General features: G+C 62.3%; 20 protein-coding genes. 9 read left to right on the forward strand and 11 right to left on the reverse strand.

All coding sequences use genetic code 11. From position 1 onward, the window contains the following. Window positions 1-11: 11 nt before the first annotated feature. The 7 genes from NKK50_RS00185 to NKK50_RS00215 are packed head-to-tail and all read right to left on the reverse strand — an operon-like array spanning window position 12 to window position 7,886. On the reverse strand, window positions 12-1,115 hold the full coding sequence (locus NKK50_RS00185) for a CgeB family protein (protein WP_023681097.1): 1,104 nt from the start codon (window positions 1,113-1,115) through the stop codon (window positions 12-14). Continuing rightward, complete coding sequence (locus NKK50_RS00190) at window positions 1,112-2,206, reverse strand: CgeB family protein (protein ID WP_023667985.1); 1,095 nt, start codon at window positions 2,204-2,206, stop codon at window positions 1,112-1,114. Before NKK50_RS00190 ends, NKK50_RS00185 begins: the two co-directional genes overlap by 4 nt. Further along, window positions 2,203-3,333 (reverse strand): CgeB family protein, encoded by a 1,131-nt coding sequence (locus tag NKK50_RS00195; protein WP_023744469.1) that lies wholly within the window; start codon window positions 3,331-3,333, stop codon window positions 2,203-2,205. The genes NKK50_RS00190 and NKK50_RS00195 overlap by 4 nt, the downstream gene beginning before the upstream one ends. Before the next feature lie 2 nt (window positions 3,334-3,335). Then, window positions 3,336-4,436, reverse strand: a complete 1,101-nt coding sequence (locus tag NKK50_RS00200) for a glycosyltransferase family 4 protein (RefSeq protein ID WP_023744470.1) — start codon at window positions 4,434-4,436, stop codon at window positions 3,336-3,338. Next, the gene (locus NKK50_RS00205; protein WP_023833997.1) at window positions 4,421-5,713 is read right to left on the reverse strand and encodes a TIGR04295 family B12-binding domain-containing radical SAM protein; all 1,293 of its coding nucleotides are present in this window, start codon (window positions 5,711-5,713) and stop codon (window positions 4,421-4,423) included. The genes NKK50_RS00200 and NKK50_RS00205 overlap by 16 nt, the downstream gene beginning before the upstream one ends. After that, the gene (locus NKK50_RS00210; protein ID WP_023833996.1) at window positions 5,710-6,783 is read right to left on the reverse strand and encodes a GDP-mannose 4,6-dehydratase; all 1,074 of its coding nucleotides are present in this window, start codon (window positions 6,781-6,783) and stop codon (window positions 5,710-5,712) included. Before NKK50_RS00210 ends, NKK50_RS00205 begins: the two co-directional genes overlap by 4 nt. After that, window positions 6,780-7,886, reverse strand: coding sequence for an NAD-dependent epimerase/dehydratase family protein (locus NKK50_RS00215; protein WP_023833995.1), 1,107 nt, complete (start codon window positions 7,884-7,886; stop codon window positions 6,780-6,782). Before NKK50_RS00215 ends, NKK50_RS00210 begins: the two co-directional genes overlap by 4 nt. 217 nt (window positions 7,887-8,103) lie before the next feature. On the opposite strand from NKK50_RS00215, the gene NKK50_RS00220 reads away from it, so the two are divergent. Beyond that, the gene (locus NKK50_RS00220) at window positions 8,104-8,379 is read left to right on the forward strand and encodes a hypothetical protein (RefSeq protein WP_023667991.1); all 276 of its coding nucleotides are present in this window, start codon (window positions 8,104-8,106) and stop codon (window positions 8,377-8,379) included. Window positions 8,380-8,591: 212 nt separating this feature from the next. Here NKK50_RS00220 and NKK50_RS00225 read toward each other — a convergent pair whose 3' ends face one another. The 4 genes from NKK50_RS00225 to NKK50_RS00240 form a co-directional block, all read right to left on the reverse strand. Continuing rightward, on the reverse strand, window positions 8,592-8,918 hold the full coding sequence (locus NKK50_RS00225; RefSeq protein ID WP_023681103.1) for a low affinity iron permease family protein: 327 nt from the start codon (window positions 8,916-8,918) through the stop codon (window positions 8,592-8,594). A 110-nt stretch (window positions 8,919-9,028) separates the two neighbouring features. Next, window positions 9,029-9,511, reverse strand: coding sequence for a DUF2269 family protein (locus NKK50_RS00230; RefSeq protein ID WP_023741841.1), 483 nt, complete (start codon window positions 9,509-9,511; stop codon window positions 9,029-9,031). Next, window positions 9,511-10,797 carry an SDR family oxidoreductase gene (locus tag NKK50_RS00235; RefSeq protein ID WP_031204098.1) on the reverse strand — a complete coding sequence of 429 codons (1,287 nt, stop codon included), beginning with the start codon at window positions 10,795-10,797 and terminating at the stop codon, window positions 9,511-9,513. Before NKK50_RS00235 ends, NKK50_RS00230 begins: the two co-directional genes overlap by 1 nt. A gap of 165 nt (window positions 10,798-10,962) precedes the next feature. Further along, complete coding sequence (locus tag NKK50_RS00240; RefSeq protein ID WP_031201448.1) at window positions 10,963-11,919, reverse strand: NAD(P)/FAD-dependent oxidoreductase; 957 nt, start codon at window positions 11,917-11,919, stop codon at window positions 10,963-10,965. A gap of 188 nt (window positions 11,920-12,107) precedes the next feature. On the opposite strand from NKK50_RS00240, the gene NKK50_RS00245 reads away from it, so the two are divergent. The 8 genes from NKK50_RS00245 (at window position 12,108) to NKK50_RS00280 (ending at window position 18,737) form a co-directional block, all read left to right on the forward strand. Further along, complete coding sequence (locus tag NKK50_RS00245) at window positions 12,108-12,449, forward strand: DUF768 domain-containing protein (RefSeq protein WP_023696361.1); 342 nt, start codon at window positions 12,108-12,110, stop codon at window positions 12,447-12,449. Window positions 12,450-12,606: 157 nt separating this feature from the next. Beyond that, window positions 12,607-13,641, forward strand: coding sequence for an ABC transporter substrate-binding protein (locus NKK50_RS00250; RefSeq protein WP_031204096.1), 1,035 nt, complete (start codon window positions 12,607-12,609; stop codon window positions 13,639-13,641). A 10-nt stretch (window positions 13,642-13,651) separates the two neighbouring features. Continuing rightward, a complete protein-coding gene (locus tag NKK50_RS00255) occupies window positions 13,652-14,419 on the forward strand; it encodes an ABC transporter permease (protein ID WP_023833991.1) in 768 nt (255 codons plus the stop codon). Then, window positions 14,419-15,090, forward strand: coding sequence for an ABC transporter ATP-binding protein (locus NKK50_RS00260; RefSeq protein ID WP_031204093.1), 672 nt, complete (start codon window positions 14,419-14,421; stop codon window positions 15,088-15,090). The genes NKK50_RS00255 and NKK50_RS00260 overlap by 1 nt, the downstream gene beginning before the upstream one ends. Further along, the gene (locus NKK50_RS00265) at window positions 15,087-16,262 is read left to right on the forward strand and encodes a lanthanide ABC transporter ABC transporter substrate-binding protein PedA1 (RefSeq protein ID WP_023833990.1); all 1,176 of its coding nucleotides are present in this window, start codon (window positions 15,087-15,089) and stop codon (window positions 16,260-16,262) included. The genes NKK50_RS00260 and NKK50_RS00265 overlap by 4 nt, the downstream gene beginning before the upstream one ends. Further along, window positions 16,262-17,212: a PQQ-dependent catabolism-associated beta-propeller protein gene (locus NKK50_RS00270; protein ID WP_352543000.1), complete on the forward strand. Its 951-nt coding sequence runs from the start codon at window positions 16,262-16,264 to the stop codon at window positions 17,210-17,212. The genes NKK50_RS00265 and NKK50_RS00270 overlap by 1 nt, the downstream gene beginning before the upstream one ends. Further along, window positions 17,209-17,934, forward strand: a complete 726-nt coding sequence (locus NKK50_RS00275; RefSeq protein ID WP_023824782.1) for a lanthanide ABC transporter ATP-binding protein PedB/LutE — start codon at window positions 17,209-17,211, stop codon at window positions 17,932-17,934. The genes NKK50_RS00270 and NKK50_RS00275 overlap by 4 nt, the downstream gene beginning before the upstream one ends. Next, window positions 17,931-18,737 (forward strand): lanthanide ABC transporter permease protein PedC, encoded by an 807-nt coding sequence (locus tag NKK50_RS00280; RefSeq protein ID WP_023729521.1) that lies wholly within the window; start codon window positions 17,931-17,933, stop codon window positions 18,735-18,737. Before NKK50_RS00275 ends, NKK50_RS00280 begins: the two co-directional genes overlap by 4 nt.

Below are 18,737 nucleotides of genomic sequence, written 5' to 3' on the forward strand. Positions count from 1 at the left end.
CTGTCTGCCGTTCATGCTGCACTTCCAATGTCGAGATCGAGGGCCGTCGCCGTTGGTTGGGTCAGCGCCGCCACGAATTCGCGAGCCCTGGCCCCACCGGTGTGGGAAGCGAGGACGAGTTTGCGAGCCCGGCCGGCCATGGCCAGGCGTGCGCGCTCGGACTCGCCAACGAGGATATCGATGACTTCGTCCGTCTCCGCGGCGGTGTGGATCGCCGATGCGGGAAAGAAGCTGTCGAGCCCTGGCCAGTGGTCGCTGACGATGGGCGTGCCGCAAGCCGCCGCTTCGAACAGGCGCACGCTGGGCGACCATCCTGCGGTGATCATGGAACTGCGTGTGACATTCAGCGTGTAGCGCTGACGGCTATAGAACGCGGCGTGATCGGCTGGCGGCAAATGTTCGATGCGTTCGACATTGTCCGGCCAGATGATGTCGGATGGATATTGGGAGCCGGCCACGACGAAACGGAGGTTCGGCATATGCCGTGCGGGCTCGAGCAGCAGAGCGTTCAGCGTTGTCTGCCGGTCCATGCTGTAGGTGCCGAGATAGCCGAGATCCCAGCGGATCGGATCTCCTGTCGGGTGATGCCGTTCTGGATCGACCGAACAATAGAGAGGTTCGGCATGACGCGCGCCGAAGTCTTGCGCCAGATGGTTGAGCGTTGGTCCGCCAGTGAAGGAGAAATAGACATCGAAATACGGAATTTGCCGCGAACTCAGATAATCGCAATCGTCGGCTGAAAGCTTGGCCAGGGTCACCGGGGTGTCGATGTCGTAAAAGCAGAGCTGCCCCTTGCAAAGCGAGGCGACGATGTCGATGACCTGGCGTCCTTCTGGAACAAAGGATCCGATGACGATGATGTCGGCCTGCTCCAGGCACTGTGCGTAGTCGCGTTGCAGCTCCGCAGTGGTTTCGTAGTAGCGCAAGGCGCAGAACTCCGGATCGCGCAGATCGCGGTGATTGGCGTACCAGGGCACGTTGCGCTCCAGAAAAGTCACCCGGTGACCGAGTCCGTGCAAGCCTTTCAAAAGACCCCGGAAAGTCGTGGCGTGGCCGTTTCCCCAGGATGAGGACAGCGACAGGCCGAGAAAGACGATGTCCAGTTTCTTGGTCATTCCGCTGCCTCCACGGCCCCGTGCTCGAAATGACGTTTGAAGACGGCATCCGCCACATCCGCCCGAAGCGCGTAGGTATGGTCCGCCAGCACGCGGTGAAGTGCGGCTTGGCCGATTGCCTTGGCCCGCCCGGGGGTCAGCGAGCGCATTATTTCGGCGACATCGCCGCCGTCACGCGCGACCAGGATCTCCTCGCCTGGTTTCAGGAACAGTTCCACGCCCAGCCATGCATCCGTGATGAGACAGGCGCCCGCGCCGGCCGCCTCGAACACTCGCGTGGCCGGTGAAAAACCGTTGGCGGCCATGCTGTCGCGGCTGATGTTCAACACGGCTTTTGGGGTGACATTGAAGGCGTTGTGATCGCGGGTGCCGACATGGCCGAGCCAGCCTACATTGGTGGGGAGCGGCTTGTCGCCCCAACCCGAGCCTCCGAGCAGGAAACGCTGTTTCGGCAGCTGGCTGGCGGGATCGAGGAAAAACGATTCGACACGCGCTTCACGGTCCGGCAGCCGGTTTCCGAGGAACGCCAGGTCGCAGGCAAAACGCGCTTTGCTGGCGACCGGATGGTGCGTTTCGGGATCGAGCGCATTGTAGATGGGCACGCACTCCTTGGCGCCCATGGCACGATAGGCCCAGACAACGGGATCGCCGCCACCATAGGTCAGCACGAGGTCGATCTCCTGCAGTGCACGATGGAGCGGGTGGTCCGGCTCGTCGCGCAACTGGGCAAGCGTGGCTGGCGCATCCACGTCCCAGAATACGACAAGCGCGTCGCTGCGGGCGTGGTCGAGAACGGCGCGAAGCAGCGCCTCGTCTTCGAAACCGACGCCACTCGCCTTGACGACGATGTCGGCGCCGGCGGCACGTGCCGCGACCTGCATCAGCGCATGCTGGGTCGCCTCATAAACGACGACAGTGCACCAGTCGGGAGCTTCGATGTCGCGGTTCTTCTGCCGGTCGTAGACATCGGGTTCGTAGAACGTGATCTCGTAACCCAATTGCGAAAGTGCCTTGAGCAAACCGCGATAGTACGTCGCGGCACCGTTCCAGTAGGACGACAAAAGGCTCGATCCATAGAATGCGATCTTCATGCGACGGCTTCCTTTGCGGCTGTCGGGACGGCGGTGTGTCGGTTCGCGCATTGCGTGAGCACGCCGAGCAACTCGTCGACGCGGTGGCGGCAGGTGTGCCGCGAGCGGATGGTCTCGAGACCCGAGGTCACCAGGGAGGCCGCAAAGTCCTCGTCGGACAACACCGTCCGAAGCTGTTGCCGCATTTGCGAGCCATTCTCGGCAAACAGGAAGTCGACACCGGGCCTGAAAAGCTGCTCGACATCGGACCATGGCGCTGAAATCAGCGGAATGCCGCAGGCGAGTGCCTCGAACATGCGGATCGTCGGGATTCCGGGCAACCTCTCGCGATAGGGGCGCCGTGGAACGTGAACGGTGACACGATGCGCGGCGAAGGCCTTCGGCACGTCGGCATTGGCGATCCACCCCTCATAGCGCAGTCCTGCGGTGGCCAGATCCGCAAGTGCGGTCTTGGGGTAGCGTACGCCGTGAACAGCGGCATGAAGGCCGAGATCGTGCACCGGCTCGATCAGAAACTCCTTGAGTTCGGCGGTCCGCTCATCATCGCCCCAGTTGCCGATCCAGACCAGATCGGAGGTGGGGTGGATCTCCGGGTGCGGCTTGAACAGGCGATCGTCCGCCGCTTCATGCCAAGTGAAGACGCGCTTGCCCCAGCCGGCGCGCAGATAGCTCTCGCGCAAGGTTTCGCCAAAGGCGAGAACGCCGTCATAGTGCTCCAGCCGGAGCGCCGAGAGTGCCTCGGTCGCAGACACGGCCCGGTGGTGGGTGTCGTGAAAAAGAAGGATGAAGTTGCCGCCGGCGGCCCGGGCACGGCCAATACGTGCGACAAGCTCCGGATCCGTCCACTCATGAACGATCACAACGTCGGCCTCGGCAATCCAGGCTTCGTGATCAAATCCGGCGTCGTAGGTCACCGGCATCAGTTCGGGAAAATCCTTGCGGAAGCGTTCGATGGCGAACGACCCCTTCTCAGCCAGCAGATTCGACCGGCTCCAGCCATTCGCCGGCTCCAGCGCAATAGTCTGATGCCGGCGCTGGACCAGCTCTCGCATGACGCCGCGCAGGAAATGGGCATTGCCATGGTTCCAGTCGGAAACGACCGAGTGGGTGTAAAACACAAAGCGCATGATCAGCGCTCCGCCATCGCTAAGGCCGCTTTGTCGTAGACGCCGCGCATAGCCGCTGTCTGCTTTGTCAGCCTAAACCTGCGGCTGCGTCGGATGGCTGCCTGGCCAAGCTCTCGCCGGAGCTCGGCATCGCTGGAGAGACGGTTGAGGCAGGCAGCGAGATCGTGCGGATCGCGCGCGTCAAAGAATATCGCGGCCCCGTCCCATAGTTCGCGATAGGTGGCGATATCGGAAAGCACCAGGGGCGTAGCCGACATGGCGGCTTCCAGCGCGGCCAGGCCGAATGGCTCGTAGAGCGATGGCGATACGAAAATACCCGCGCGAGCCATCAACGAACGCACCTCATCGGACGGCACTGCTCCCAGAGGAACAGCATGGCTGAAGCTGACATGCTCGCCGTTTGGGCCGTTCGTCGAACCGGCGGCAAACAGAGGCCATCGCGTCAGGGACGCCGCCTGATCGACCACCGCCGCATTTTTGCCCTCGTCCCACCAGCGGGCAGCGGCGAAGACGAGCGGTTGATGCTTTTCGGCCTTCGGCAGAGGACGGGCACCATTTGTGACCACACTCAAGCGCGCGATCGGGCCGTAGCAGGTCTCTAGCATGTCGGCATGGCTGCGGCTCGGCGCGATGACCGCGTCGGCCCGATCCATGCCGCGTCTGTTGCGCTCCTTCTGCCAGGCCCATGCCCCATCCGCCGCCTGTCCTCTGACCGCATGGAACCAGGTCGTCACGCAGGAATGGGAGACCACCACGACCGGGCATGGCGCGTCGAATCCCGCCGCCTGCGAAGGCGCGTTGAAATGGACAAGGTCGATGGCGTGGTCGCGCATGGGCGCATGCAACTCCCGCGGCAGCGCGTCGAGATCACCGCCGTTGCGGGTCATCCAATCCGGCGGCGTGTTCAGCCAGATCAGCTTCGCGAAAGCCTCCGCCTCGTCGGCCTGGTGCCTGGACGGTGGCGGACCGAGACCGGCAAGCACTACGCTATCGCCGCCGTTGACAAGTTCCCTGGCCAGGTCGAGCGCATAGCGCCACACGCCGCCCACGGCATCGACCGTCATCAGGATGCGCCGCGAGCGCGGCGTCAGTGTCCGCAACATGTCGCCTCCAGTTCCGCCAGCGGACGCGGGCGCCTTTCCTGGATATCGCTGAACTTCTGGAATGATGCGAGATAGTGATCATGGGCGCGCTCCCAGGCGAGGTCATCGGGTTCGCCCCAAAGCTCGCGATAGCTTGGCGAACTCGGATATGGATAAAGCGGTACGGGTTCATTGGCCCATACGCCGTTGTCGATGAGGTGCGTTCGCCAGTAATCGACGAGGGCAGGGTCATCCTCGACGACGCCGATCAGATTGGCCTGTACGAATGGAACGTGACGCCTGGCATTGACGAGCAGCGCGGCGAGTTCCTCGGTACCCAGCCGGCAGCGCTTCGCGAGCATCGCACGACCTTCCACGGTCAGGCTTTCGAGACCGGCCTCGATGGAGACGCAGCCGGCCGCACCAAGCAATTCCAGCAGCTCGGGCTTCCAAAGGTCGATGCGGGTCTGCACACCGAACTTCACGTCGCGATGGATCAACGCTTCCAACAGCGCTTTTTGCGGCAGGAAGATTTCATCGATGAAATAAATGTAGCCGACGCCCTGGGCAATCAGCCGATCGATTTCCGCTATGACCGCCTCGTGGTTGCGGCGGCGATAGGCATCGCGGAAATCGATCTTGGCGCAGAAGCTGCAATTGTAGGGGCAGCCGCGCGATGCTTCGACCTCCGCGCCGAACCCAACCTGCTTGTCATCGAACCTGTGATGGTGATGCGAATGGGCTGCGATCCAGTCTGATGGCCATTGGAGTGGCGGATGATCGACAAACGAGCTGGCGTGGACGCCGCCGTTCAAAACCACCTTGGCGTCGCGCAGGTAAGCGGTCGAGGGGACCGCGCTCCAGTCGTCGCGCCGGGCAAGTTCCGCGACGATTTCCTCGCATTCGCCGCGCACAACAATGTCGACGCCAAGCTTGCGCAAGGTTGGCGCGGGCGTAGCCGAGCCATGCGGCCCGACCGCGACTGTGCGTCCACCGCGCCCGGCGAGACGGTTGAGGAAATCGGCCGGCACGCGCAACTCGGGTGGTGCGCAGCGCCAGAACAGATAAGTCGGGGCGGTAGTGACGACCGTCATTGCAGGCGCGAAATCAGCCACACGCTCGGAGAGGTCCGAGTTGTCGAGCTTCTGCAATTGCCCATCCAGCATCAACACCTCATGGCCGGCTGTTTCGAGGAGGGATTTCGAATAGCCGAGTTCCAGCGGGAGATGTGGTTGGCGGCAGCCGAAATAGATGCTGTCGTCATAGGTCCAGAACGGGTTTACCAGGGCGATTTTCATGCGACGTACCTCACGACTTCGGGGCGAGGCTGGAGCCGGTGTTGTTGCAGCCAGTCTGCGAGATCGCGAATGCCTTCGCGCCATGAAACACGAGCTTTCCAGCCAAGCATCGCTTTGATCTTGCGGGTGTCGGCGACGAAGAAGGGCTGATCGCCGGTGCGTTCGTCATCATGGCGGATCGAAAGCTCACGGCCGGTCAAGCTACGGATCTCGCTCAACAGCATGCGCAGGCTGATCGCATTATCGGGGCCGCCGCCAAGATTGAATGCCTGGCCTTTGGTCGTCTCGATACGATCGAGCGTGGCCCTGTAGGCGGCGACCGCATCGGAGACATGCAGTATATCGCGCACTTGTCTGCCGTCGCCGTAAATGGTGATTGGACGTCCCGTCAGCGCACTCAGCAGGAAGTGCGCGACCCAGCCTTGATCCTCGGTTCCGAACTGGCGCGGCCCGTAGATGCAGCTCATCCGCAGCACCGCCGTGGGCATGCCGTAGGATTTGGCATAGTCGAGCACATATTGGTCCGCCGCGCCTTTGGAGCAGCCATAGGGCGTGCAGAAATCCAGGCCGTGGGTCTCGTCGATGCCATTCGCTTGGATGATGCCGTCGCAAGGCAGGTAACGATCGCCGTCCTCGCGCACCGCGACGTCGGGCAGGCTGCCATAGACCTTGTTGGTGCTGGCGAAGACCACCGGAACAAACTCACTGCTCAGCCGCGCCGCCTCGAGGACATTGAACGTTCCTCGAAGGTTGATGTCGAAATCCTCGTCCGGTTGGACCAGGCTCGTTGTGACGGCGGTTTGCGCGGCCAGGTGGAAGATCGCCTTGGAACTCTTCAGAACGGGCGCAAGCGCGTTGGCGTCGCGCACGTCAATCGTTTCGACCATGAGGCGGCTTCCGTGTTTCTGCACCAGCCATTCAAGGTTCTGTTCGACGCCGGGGCGGCTGAGATTGTCGATCACCAGCACCGGCTCGCCATCCGACAACAGGCTGTCGGCCAGGTTCGATCCTATGAAGCCGCTGCCGCCGACAATGGCGACGGGCGCGTCGCGTCGATTGCGCGTATTCATGACACCAGCCCACGTTCTTCAAGCTCGCGTTTCATGTCGGCGCCGCGGTCGATGGCGGACGAGTTGCGCACCCAGGAAACGAAATCGGCGAGGGAATTCTCCAGTTGTTGCCTCGGCTCGAAACCGAGCAGCTCACGGGCCTTGGAAATATCGGCGAAGCAGTTGCGGATATCCCCGGAGCGCGCCTTGCCGAGCAACTCTGGCGAGCGGTCCGGCGTTCCCATGGCCTCGGCAAGTACCCGCGCGACGTCGCTGATGGCATAGGCTCGGCCGCTGCCGATGTTGATGACGTGACCCCTTGCCTGGCGTTGCTGCAGCGCAAGACGAAAGGCGCGGGCGACGTCATCCACATGGACGAAATCGCGTTTCTGTTCGCCATCCTCGAAGATCATTGGACGTTGGCCGTTGGCGAGACGCGAAGCAAAATTGGCCAACACGCCGGTATAGGGGTTCGATAACGCCTGGCCGGCGCCGAAGACGTTGAACAGGCGCAGCGCGACCGCATCGATGCCATAGGCTTCGCCGAAGATCAGCACGGCGCGTTCCTGGGCGTATTTCGTCAGTGCATAAATAGAGGCGAGATCGACCGGCTTTTCCTCGTCCGTCGGCAGGGGGGAGAGGGGCTCGCCTTCCGGCGACAGCGGATTCCATTGCCCGTTTTTGATGTCGCTCGCCTTGCGCCGGGCATTGTCGATGCGCCGGCCGTCCGATGTAGCATAGAGGCCCTCGCCATAGACACTCATCGATGAGGCGACGACAATGCGCTCGACCGGGTGTTTGATCAGCGCCTCGAGCAGCGTCGCGGTGCCGAGATCGTTGGTGCCGACATAGCGCGCGATCTCGTACATCGACTGTCCGACGCCGACTTCCGCGGCCAGATGAATGACCGCGTCAATGCCTTCCAGCGCCTTGGCGACCGCCTCCCGGTCCCGAATGTCGCCCTTGATCAGCTCGGCCCCGGCGGGAAGGGCGACTGTTTCGCCTGCGTGCACCTGCTCCAGCAGCACATCCAAAATGCGAACCGAATAATCCTGCTCGATGAGTTCCTGGGCGACATGCCGGCCAATGAAGCCGCAGCCCCCTGTAACCAATATCCGTTTCACGACCACTCCTCAGACAGGTAATCTTGGCGACCCGAACTTTTCGGCAAAAGGTTTGTTCCCTTGGCTTCAACAAAGTTCCTTTGGCCGGCTTCGTTCGGAAGCAGCCACATCGCGCTCGCCGCGCCGTGCCGGAACATTGCCGCCCTTGTGCTGTTAGGACGCCGGCAGCCCCGACGATGCCCGATGTTGGCAACGCCGATGATCAAAGGAGATTTCAATGTCCCAGTCGCAAACGACCACCAATCACGACGAAATCCGCAAATGGGCCGAGGAGCGGGATGGACGGCCGGCAGTGGTTCGCACCAAAGGGGCGGGCGGCATCCTGCGGATCGACTTCGGCAAACCCGAGGAAGCATTCGAGCCGGTCGAATGGGACGAGTTCTTCCGCATATTCGACGAGAACGATCTGGCCTTTCTTTACCAGTCCAAGACTGGTGACGGACAAACCAGCCGTTTCAACAAGTTCGTCGAGCGCAACCAGAAAGGCGAATGACACATTTCGAGCCGGCCGATTTGCCCGACCTGGTTCTCGGGCCAATTTCTGGATGCGGTGGAACAATAGAGGCTCCGATCCTTCGGTCGCTGAACCACAGCCGCAGCAAGGATCGAAGGCCTGGGCCTGAGCGCAGGAGGCGGCGAGGCTGGATAGGCGTCAAAAGCTGGAAACCCGCTACTCGTCCTGCCGTGAAACCAAAACGCCGCTCATCAGTCGTCCTGCTGCCTGCGGTGGCGGTGTTTTTCGATTTCCTCGGGCTCTTCATCGTCGATCCGCGTGATGTTCGAGGCATTGTGGTCTGATCGCAGGATCTCATCCAGTTTGGCGTGAATGGCCTGAGTGTCGCGGTGCTCGGCACGCTGGATGAACAGCGTCATGGCCCACGTAAACAAGGTAGCCGCTCCATGCCAGTCCAGGGTCTGTCGCTCGAAGATCATCCAAAGGATTGCGTAGACCAACAGGATCAGGAATGCCGCGGGGCGGGAGGTTAATGTGCCGATTGAGGTAAGCACGCCGGTGACGGGATGATTGGCCATGCGAAAGAACTCGCGGCAGTGACCGTGGTTCCCGACCGCAGTGCATCGCGCCGGCACGAACCAGCTAGGCGCGACGGATGAATTCACGGCGCAGTGCTTGCCGATCGCAGCTACAACGATGACCACTCGATTGCCGGGCGCGCAATCATCAGCCAGAAAATGGCGAGCACGGCGCCGAAAGCTGGGAAGCCGAAGACAAACCAGCGTCTGAACAGCTGATGGTAGCGCTCGGGAGGAGGTTGGTTGGAGAGTGCGGCCTGTGTGGCTAGATTTCGCATCTCGATCTGCATCCACACGACAGGCAGCCAGAACAGGCCCGTCAAGATGTAGAGCAGGATCGAGAGAACGATCCATCCTTCGGACAGCGAATACCCCGCAACCCTAGCGAGGCCCAGTCCGGTCAGAGGTTGTGCGATAACGGCCGTAGCCGTGAACAGGAAATCAGCCAGCACGACAATGCGGGCGACGGCTGCGATCGTCGCGGCATTCCCGGTCCGGTGTGCCAAAAGCATGAAAAAAGCAATGCCGGCACCAGTTCCGAGCAGCACAGCAGCGCCGATCACGTGCAGGTATTTAAGCACGAAGTACGTCATCAGCGTTCCTCCAGAATGGCCAGCGCTGCAAAATGCAGAACGAGGATCGGGAGGATTTTGATCAACGGCCCGAGTGGCTCAAGCCAAAGATCCGGCCGCAGAATGCTCCCAGCGATCGCATAGAAAAGCGATACCGCGATTGCGCCGAAAAGACCAAGCCGGCTGGTTGGGCGCCAGGCGATAAGCGCCCCGACGGCGATGTCAGCCAGCGCGCCGGCGACTACCGCCGGTTCGGCCAAGGGGCCGGCAGCAGTGCCAATCAGCAAATCAACTCCGCTGCGCCAGCCGGCAGTGAGGGAAATGATGCCCGTCATGATCCAGAAGAGCGGCAAGATGACAAAGAGCGCCGGCTTGACGAAGTAAAGACCGGCGAACCATCGCTCCTGCACCGCCGCAGGATTTAAACGCAGTGCAGATGTAAGACTTGATGGTTGAATGCCGGTCGCCGTCATCCAGGGTTGGGGATCGCCGACAGCGCCACGGGCAATCTCTTTTGCTGCATTGCTGCGCATCGGCGGGCGCCAGCCCAGCTGAGCCGCGGCATCCCCGAACCTGTACAAAATAGCTGCGGCCCAATTGGGCAAGATGAACTCCCGAGCACTGCTCCATCCGAACCAGCGGCGATAGCGACCCACGACCTCGCTCATCGAAAGTGCCTCGGGCCCAGCCAGGTCCAGCGTGAGGTGCGATGGGCTGCCGGGTTTGAGGAAGAACAGGACGGTGGAGATCACGTCATCGAGTTGGACGACTTGGAGACGGCCCGTGTCGGGCATCAACGGCAAGAGCGGCAACGCCGCGAGGCCGCGAAAAAGTGCACTTGCGCCGAAGGCCGGCCTTCCCAGTACTACGGAGGGGCGCAGGATGACCCAGTCAAGGCTACGTGCCATCAGTGCCTCATCGCCGGCGAGCTTGCTGGCGGAAAAGGCGGACGGCTGCTGGCGATCGACCCCGATGGCAGAAAAGTGGATCACCTTATTCACACCTGCGTGCTCACACGCGGTGAAGAGAGCCGAGGCGCCGGTAGAATGGACATGCCGGGTGTTTTCCCGGGCACTATCCTGCAGGACGCCGGCACAGTTTACGACGGCGTCCACACCGGCGAGATAGGGGGTCCAGTCCTGAGGTCGCAAGGCCCGCGCCATATCCAGGGAAACGGTTTGGATCTCCGGGTGGACGCCAGTGTCTGCGTGGTGAAGCACGCGGACCACTTCATGACTCTCGCCGGCCAGGCGCGCGCAAAGCGCGGCTCCAATCAGACCTGACGCGCCGGTGACGAGAATTTTCATTCCTTCCTCCAGCCGTTCGCCAGCGCGTGCCCGTCCATCAACCCAGCGGCTGCGCCTGGGAGAACTCTAGCAAAGCCGAAGCCGGTAGTCTCACGCCGGGTGGAACAGGTTCCGGGCATCAACGCAGCCAAAGGTGAGCCGGTACGGTGCGTTCGCATCTGCAGGTCAACTTCGCCGGAAGTTCGTCGCCGGCTCGGCGCAATCGCGGAGGTCGTTATGAATGTGAGTTGCAGCCTTGGCGGCGTCTCCGAACGCAACAGCAATTTGATTGAGCCCCTCGGCCACGTCGCCAATGGCATAGAGTCCTGGCGTTGAAGTCTCAAGGTGTCGGTTGACCAGGACATAGCCTTCTGCGTCACAGTTAGCCCCCAGAGCAACCGCGAGTTCGGAGCGTACGTCGCTGCCCATCGAAGGGTACACCACATCGATGTTGCGCATCGGGGCGCCCTCGGCCATGACGACATCGAACCCGGTTCGTCGAGGGATCAGGTCATCGACAGCGTCCCAGATTTCAACTCCGCCTGCCAAGGCGGCGCCGCGGGCAGCTTCGGAAACATCATCCTGGTTATTGGCGAGCAAGGCGACCTGACTGCCATATCCCTTCAGGAACAGAGCCTCCCTGACGGCGAGATGCTCCGGACCAACAACGCCGATGCGGCTACCCCGGGCCTCATATGCATCGCAAACCGGGCACAGTCTGACAATGCCGGTTGCGATCGCCTCCTCCAGTCTTTCAATGGGAGGTGCCTTGTCCACAATGCCCGTTGCCAGAATCACGCGCCTTGCTTGGACAATCCCGCAGGTGGTCGTCAGGACAAAAAAAACCTCGCGTTTTTCGGCGTGGCCTACGCAACCATGGACAAGGCTCGCGCCGTATAGCTGTGCCTGGGCTCGTAGGCGGCCGAGCAGTTCTTCCCCGCTGATGCCGTCGGGGAAGCCGGGACAGTTGCGGGATTTTGGGATGAGCTTGGCACGCGCATGCCCCGCGTCGAGCGAGATCACCGAACGCAGAAACCTGGCTAAATACATGGCTGCAGCGAGCCCCGCGGGGCCGCCGCCGACGATGGCAACGTCAAAAACTTGTGCGCCCGAAAAGCTTGGTTCGCCCGAAAAGCTTGGCATCGGGCCTAACTTCAACTCAACGAGCTTGTTCCACAGGGTCGAAATGGACGCAATCAGGATGCACACTGCACAATAAGAGTGAACTCCAATCGAGTCGTGAAGAGAAAGGCCACTGCCTCATCAAGCCTGCAAAAACCTCGTGGCTCCCAACGCTGTGAGTACAGCACCACTGGGAAAGTGAACGCATCATGGAACTTCGGCTCACCGTCGCGCTTAGTTTGGCGAAAGGGTGGTCTGAGATGAGCGCGACCAGAGAGTTTTTTCAAAACTGGCTACAGGAGAATGTCGGCACACTTCCTGGTCGAGAGGAAGTCAGCGTCGCGGTGCTCGCTCAGCAATTCGAGCAGGATGCCGAGGTGGCTGGTTATGGGCGTGAAGTAAGGGAGGACGAACTCGGAAACATCGAAGATGCTATCGTGCAAGCGATCGAGAACGCCGGGTCCGGGGTGCAGAGCCCGAGCTCCGAAAAGAGCGATCCGGCACCTGTAATGGACGCGTTGGAGGTCGATGATGCCAAGAGCGGACCGTAGCCCCTGACACCTTCTTCTGTTCGCCTGAACAAGCCCCCCGGGCTGCCATACGAGCTGAAAAACGGACCTTAGGTGCTTTCCCGTTAGTTCCATGCACCATTGAGGAACATTCCTGCCGCCACGGCGTTAGGAAAGTTCCTTCACACCCGGTGCGCCCGTGCTGACTGCTACCCTTCCAGGCGAATGGCTGACCCGGCATGATCAGGGTCACATCTCGCGGCGGGCCGCTCTTGCGGGTATTTGTTGCTGGCTATTGGGTGCTTCCGCAGAAGCCGCGCCACAGCCATCGCCGCTCGTGCGATTTGGCGTGCTGGGATTTGGCACCGCCGCCTGGGAAGTTGACGTCATGCGGCGACATGCGTTGGACACTATGCACGGCGTATCAATCGAGGCTCAGCGGCTTGCCGGTACCGAAGCCGGTAAGACCGCATTGCTGGCGGGCAGCGTCGACGTCATCGTTTCGGACTGGGTGTGGGTCATGCGCCAGCGCAGCGAAGGCGCTGATCTGGTCTTCTATCCCTATTCTCGTGCCGTCGGCGCGCTGGAACTGCCGCAAGGCTCGCCCATTCGAACTCTTGCGGACCTCAAGGGCAAAAGGCTGGGGATCGCAGGTGGTCCGCTGGACAAAAGCTGGATCCTGTTGCGCGCGCTCGGCCTCCGTCAGGTGAAGCGCGATCTTGCTGAAGAGGTGGAGCCAGTGTTCGGCGCGCCGCCTTTGTTGGAGCAGGAATTTCTGGCGGGGCGACTGGATGCACTGCTGACGTTCTGGAATTTCGCCGCCCGTCTCGAGTCAGAGGGGGCAAGGCCTCTGCTCAGTGTCGCGCAAATCCTGCAGGGGCTTGGCGTATCCGTGGACTTGCCGATGCTCGGCTACGTCTTCCATGAAAGCTGGGCGCGGGCCAACCCGATAGCCCTCGCGCGATTCACGAGCGCGACCGCGGCAGCGAAGTCGCTGCTCGAGTCTTCGGACGACGAATGGCGGGTGCTCGCGCCCCAATTGGGCACGGACGATCCTCACCTACAGGCGGCGTTACGCGCCGCCTATCGAGCCGGAATCCCTCGTCGGTTCGGCAAAGACGAACGTGATGGCGCGGCCCGGTTGTTTGCAATCCTGGCCGAATTGGGCGGCGAGGATCTGGTCGGCAAGGCGACGAGCCTCGATCCTGGTGTCTTCCGGGCCATACCGGCTTGAGCTCGCGCCAATGACCGATGTCCCAGCGTTCCCCATCACAATGCAGCGTTCGCAATCCACTGCGGCATTGCTGACCATGGTGCTCGTCTGGCAGATTGCATCATCGATCGCCGCCGATCGCCTGTTTCCTGGTCCGGTCCAGGTTGTTTCGGTTCTCCTGCACGAAGTGGTTCGGGGCGAGCTGCCATACCATTTGGGCATCTCGCTTGCGCGCGTCGTGGCAAGCCTCGGGTCGGCAATCGTCATTGGCGCGGCCCTTGGCTACGCGGCAGGCCGCTCGCACAGAGCCGACATATGGATGAGGCCTTGGATCGTGTTACTCCTCAACATGCCGGCGCTGATCACGGTCATTCTAATTTATATCTGGCTTGGTCTTGCCGAGACTGCGCTTGTCCTTGCGGTCGCGCTCAACAAGATCCCCAATGTCGTGGTGACTATTCGTGAAGGCGCCAGCCGGCTGGACAAGGACTTTGCCGAAATGGCTGAGCTCTATCGCTTCGGGCGTGCTGCAAAGCTGCGGCATGTCGTGCTGCCGCAATTGGCGCCGTTCTTTCTCGTCACCCTGCGCAGCGGGCTGGCATTGACGTGGAAGATCGTGTTGCTCGCCGAACTGCTCGGCCGCTCCAACGGCGTCGGGTTCCAGCTACAGGTCTATTTTCAGAACTTCGACGTCACCCACATCCTTGCCTATGCGATCAGCTTCGGCGTTGTGATGCTTGCCATAGAGTATGGACTGCTTGTGCCGTTGGAACGTCGTCTGTTCGCCTGGCGACGCTGATGCTGAGGATCAGGATCGAGGACAAGACTTTCCCCGGTGACGACGGCCAGCGCCGGACGATCTTTCGCGCGCTGTCGCTTGATATAGCCGACGGACAGGTCTGCGTCCTGACCGGCCCTTCCGGTGTCGGCAAGTCGACGCTGCTGTCGATCGTTTCGGGCGTCGACCGCGAATTTCGCGGCAGCGTGAGCGGACGACCGCTTCCGATAGGCATGCTGTTCCAGACACCGAGGCTGCTGCCCTGGCTCACCGCCTTGCGCAATGTAGAGCTGGCCATCCCGGATCGCGCGCCCGATGCGGCCCGGTGGCTTGCCGCTGTCGGCCTGAAAGGCAATGAGAAGAGCTATCCGCAGCGACTCTCGGGCGGTATGGCGCGGCGCGTAGCGCTTGCCCGGGCGCTCGCCGTGGAGCCTGCGCTCCTGCTCCTCGACGAGCCATTCGCTTCACTCGACGAGGCGACCGCGCAAGCCATGCGCCGCCTGCTGCAGGATTGTTTCGCCAGTCGGCGGACTACCACGCTGCTGGTTACGCATGATCTCGCCTATGCCTCGTCGCTGGGGGATCGGGTTATTGTTCTGGAGGGATCGCCGGCGCGCATCGTGCGCGATGTCGCAATCTCTCGTGGCGATGAAGCGGGATCGTCGCGCTTTGGGCTGGGGGCGACACAATGAGACTGTTGCTGGGCCTTCTCTTTCTTTTGCTGATCACCGGCCCTGGCGTCACCGAGCAACAGACGATGGTGATCGGGTATATCGGCCAGGAGCGCAAACCGGCTCTGCCCCTTGGACCCCTTGATGAAACCGTCACCGACGACGGCCTGCAAGGCGCACGGCTCGGCATTGCCGACGACGAAAGCACCGGCCGGTTTCTTGGGCAGAAATTTCGGCTGGAGGAAAGGATATTGAAACCAACCGAAACGCCGGACGACGCGGTAAGACAATTCGCCGATGCCGGCATCGCCTTTGTCATCGCCGATCTCGACGCCCGTCAGCTTCTACAGGCCAGTGCCGCGCCCGGTGCCGAGCAGATGACGTTGTTCAACAGCCGGGCGCCGGACGACGAGCTTCGCCAGCAGGACTGCCGTCGGAACGTGCTGCACACGATCCCGAGCCGCGCCATGCTCGCCGACGGGCTGGCGCAATATCTCGCCTGGAAGCGCTGGCAGCGTTGGTTCCTGCTTGTGGGGCCGCATTCGCAGGATCAGGCGATGGCGGCGGCCTTTCGACGGGCGGCGGCTCGCTTCGGAGCCGAGATCACGATCGACCAGCCGTGGACATTCAGGCCCGCCAACGGACGTGCCGATACAGGGCATGTCACGCTGCAGACCGAAATACCCGCGGTCACGCAGGTCAGCGACTATGATGTGCTCGTGGTCGCCGACGAGGCGGATGAATTCGGCGCCTATCTGGAGGGCCGCACTGCGCTGCCGAGAATCGTCGCCGGCACGCAAGGGCTGGTCACCACAGGCTGGAGCGCTGTCAGCGAGGAATGGGGCGCCACGCAATTGCAGGACCGTTTCCACAGGCAGGCAGGGCGCTGGATGTTGCCCAGCGACTACGCGGCCTGGCTCGCTGTGCGCAGTACCGGCGAAGCGGCGACGCGCCTGCACAGTCTCGATCCCGCGGCAATCGGCAGATATATACGCGGCGACGCGTTTCTTCTCGCTGGCTTCAAGGGGCAGGGGCTTAGTTTCCGTCCCTGGGACGGACAGATGCGCCAGCCCATTTTGATCGCCGGGCCTCGCCTCTTGATTTCCAGCTCACCGCAACCGGGCTTCCTGCATCAGCGCACGCCGCTCGACACGCTGGGCATCGACCTGGAGGAGAGCACATGCAAGTTCTGATGACGCTGTTGTTGGCGGCGTTCGCTCTTGCTGCTCCCGCCGCCGCCGAGACCATCTACGTTTCCAATGAGCAGGATAATACCGTCGCGGTCGTCGACGGCGTGACAATGACTTTGCTGGCGACGATCGATGTCGGCCGCCGTCCGCGCGGGCTGGCGCTGTCGATCGACAACAAGATGCTTTTCGTCGCGGAAGGCGACGACAACCGCATCGACGTGGTCGACGTCGCGAAGCGGCGGGTCGTCGGGGAACTGCCTTCGGGAGCCGATCCGGAATTCTTCGCAGTCCATCCCGATGGCAAGCGGCTGTTCGTCGCCAACGAGAATGACAATCTGGTGTCGGTGGTGGACATCGCCGCGGCCAAGGTCATCGGCACCGTGGATGTCGGCGTCGAACCGGAAGGAATGGCGGCCAGCGCCGACGGCCGCTATGTCGCCTGCACTTCGGAGACCACCAGCATGGTGCATCTGATCGACGCAGGCACGCTTGAACTCGTCGACAATCTGCTGGTCGATACCCGGCCGCGCGCGGCTTTATTCTCGCCGGACGGTAAGCAATTCTGGGTGTCCTCGGAGATCCGGGGCACCGTCACCGTCTTCGACACGGCAACGCGCGCGCAGACCGGCAAAGTCGAGTTCGAGGTGCCGGGTATACGACGCGAGGGTGTGCAGGCGGTCGGCATGGCGACGTCCCGCGATGGCACGACCGTCTATGTGGCGCTCGGCCCCGCCAACAGGATTGCGGAACTCGATGTGAAAACGCTGGCGGTCCGTCGGCTCTACCTTGTTGGTCAACGACCCTGGCACGTTGCGCTCTCCGGCGACGAGAAGCGCCTGGTCAGCGCAAACGGGAATTCCGGCGATATTTCGTTTATCGATCTGGAAAACCAGGAGGTGGTGAAATCGCTGCCGGTGGGGCGGGGGCCGTGGGGCGTCGTGATCGGGCCATGAACGCCTTGTCGGTCGAGAATCTGGGCCATAGCTTCGGAAACCGGCGGGTTCTCGACGGCGTCTCTTTCTCTGTGGCCCAAGGCAGGATGTGCATCTTGCTAGGCCGCAATGGCGCCGGCAAGACGACGTTGTTCTCGCTGATCACCGGTCTTTATCACGCCCGCTCCGGCTCGGTGCATGTCTTCGACCAGGCGATGGATGTCAACCCGTCCGCCGCGTTGGCGCAGATGGGCGTCGTCTTCCAGTTGCCGACCCTCGACCTCGATCTGACGGCCGGCGAGAACCTGCGTTACCACGCGGCCTTGCATGGGCTTAGCCAGGCCTTGAGCAAGGAGCGCTCCATCCACGAACTCGGCCGGCTGGACGTGCTGGACAGGATCGACGATCCTGCCCGAGCGCTTTCCGGGGGGCAGCGTCGCCGTGTCGAGATCGCACGTGCTCTGATGCATAGCCCACGCCTTTTGCTGCTGGATGAGCCGACCACCGGGCTCGACGTGCCGGGCCGCCGCGCGCTCGAGCGGCACGTGCGGGAGCTTTGCCGCCAGCGCGGCATTGCCGTTCTGTGGGCAACACATTTTCTGGAAGAACTAACGGCGGATGACGATGTGGTGGTGCTGCATCGAGGCACCATGCGGTGGGCCGGCCGCGCCGATCGCCTGGCTACCGATCTCGGTGTAGCGAGCACGGGCGAGGCCTTCGCGTCGCTGACGGAGTCCGAATGAAAACGTCTCACGCGGTGCGCGCGCTCAACGGCATCCTGCGCAGGGAGATGCTGCGCACGTTGCGGCAACGCGGCCGGCTGCTCTCGGCGATGGTACGGCCGCTGGTCTGGCTGGCAATCTTTGCCGCTGGCTTCCGCTCCGTTCTCGGTCTGTCGATCACGCCACCCTACCAGACCTATGTTCTCTATGACGTGTATGTGGTGCCCGGGCTAGCGGCCATGATGCTGCTCTTCCATGCCATGGCGAGTTCGCTGGCCATGGTCTACGATCGCGAGATGGGCAGCATGCGCTTGTTGCTGACCGCACCATTGCCGCGCTGGTACCTGCTTGCGGCGCGCCTGCTGGCCAGCGTGATCGTCGGCGTGCCGCTGGTCTATTTGTTTCTGTTGATCGCGCGTTTCTGGGATGTGCGGCCGCCCGTTCTCGGCTACGTCGCGGTATTTCCGGCGCTCGTGCTGGCGGGCCTGATGCTTGGCGCGTTCGGCCTGCTTGTCTCCTCGGTTTCGACACAGATGGAGAACTTTGCCGGTGTCATGAACTTCGTCATCTTTCCGGTGTTCTTTGCCTCGACGGCGCTCTATCCGCTGTGGCGGCTTGCCGAGGCGGGACCGGTGCTGGCAACAATCGCCGCCTGGAACCCGTTCAGCTCGGCGGTCGAGCTGATACGCTTCGCGCTCTATCTGCGGTTCGATCCTGTCGCGGCGGTTGTGGTCCTTGGCTGCCTCGTCGCCTTCTTCCTCGCGGCGGTCATCGGCTATGACCCCGGCCGGGGCTTGTGGTCCCGGCGCGGCGGCGAGGGATGA

This window comes from Mesorhizobium sp. M0001, from assembly GCF_040324255.1.
GTDB lineage: Bacteria > Pseudomonadota > Alphaproteobacteria > Rhizobiales > Rhizobiaceae > Mesorhizobium.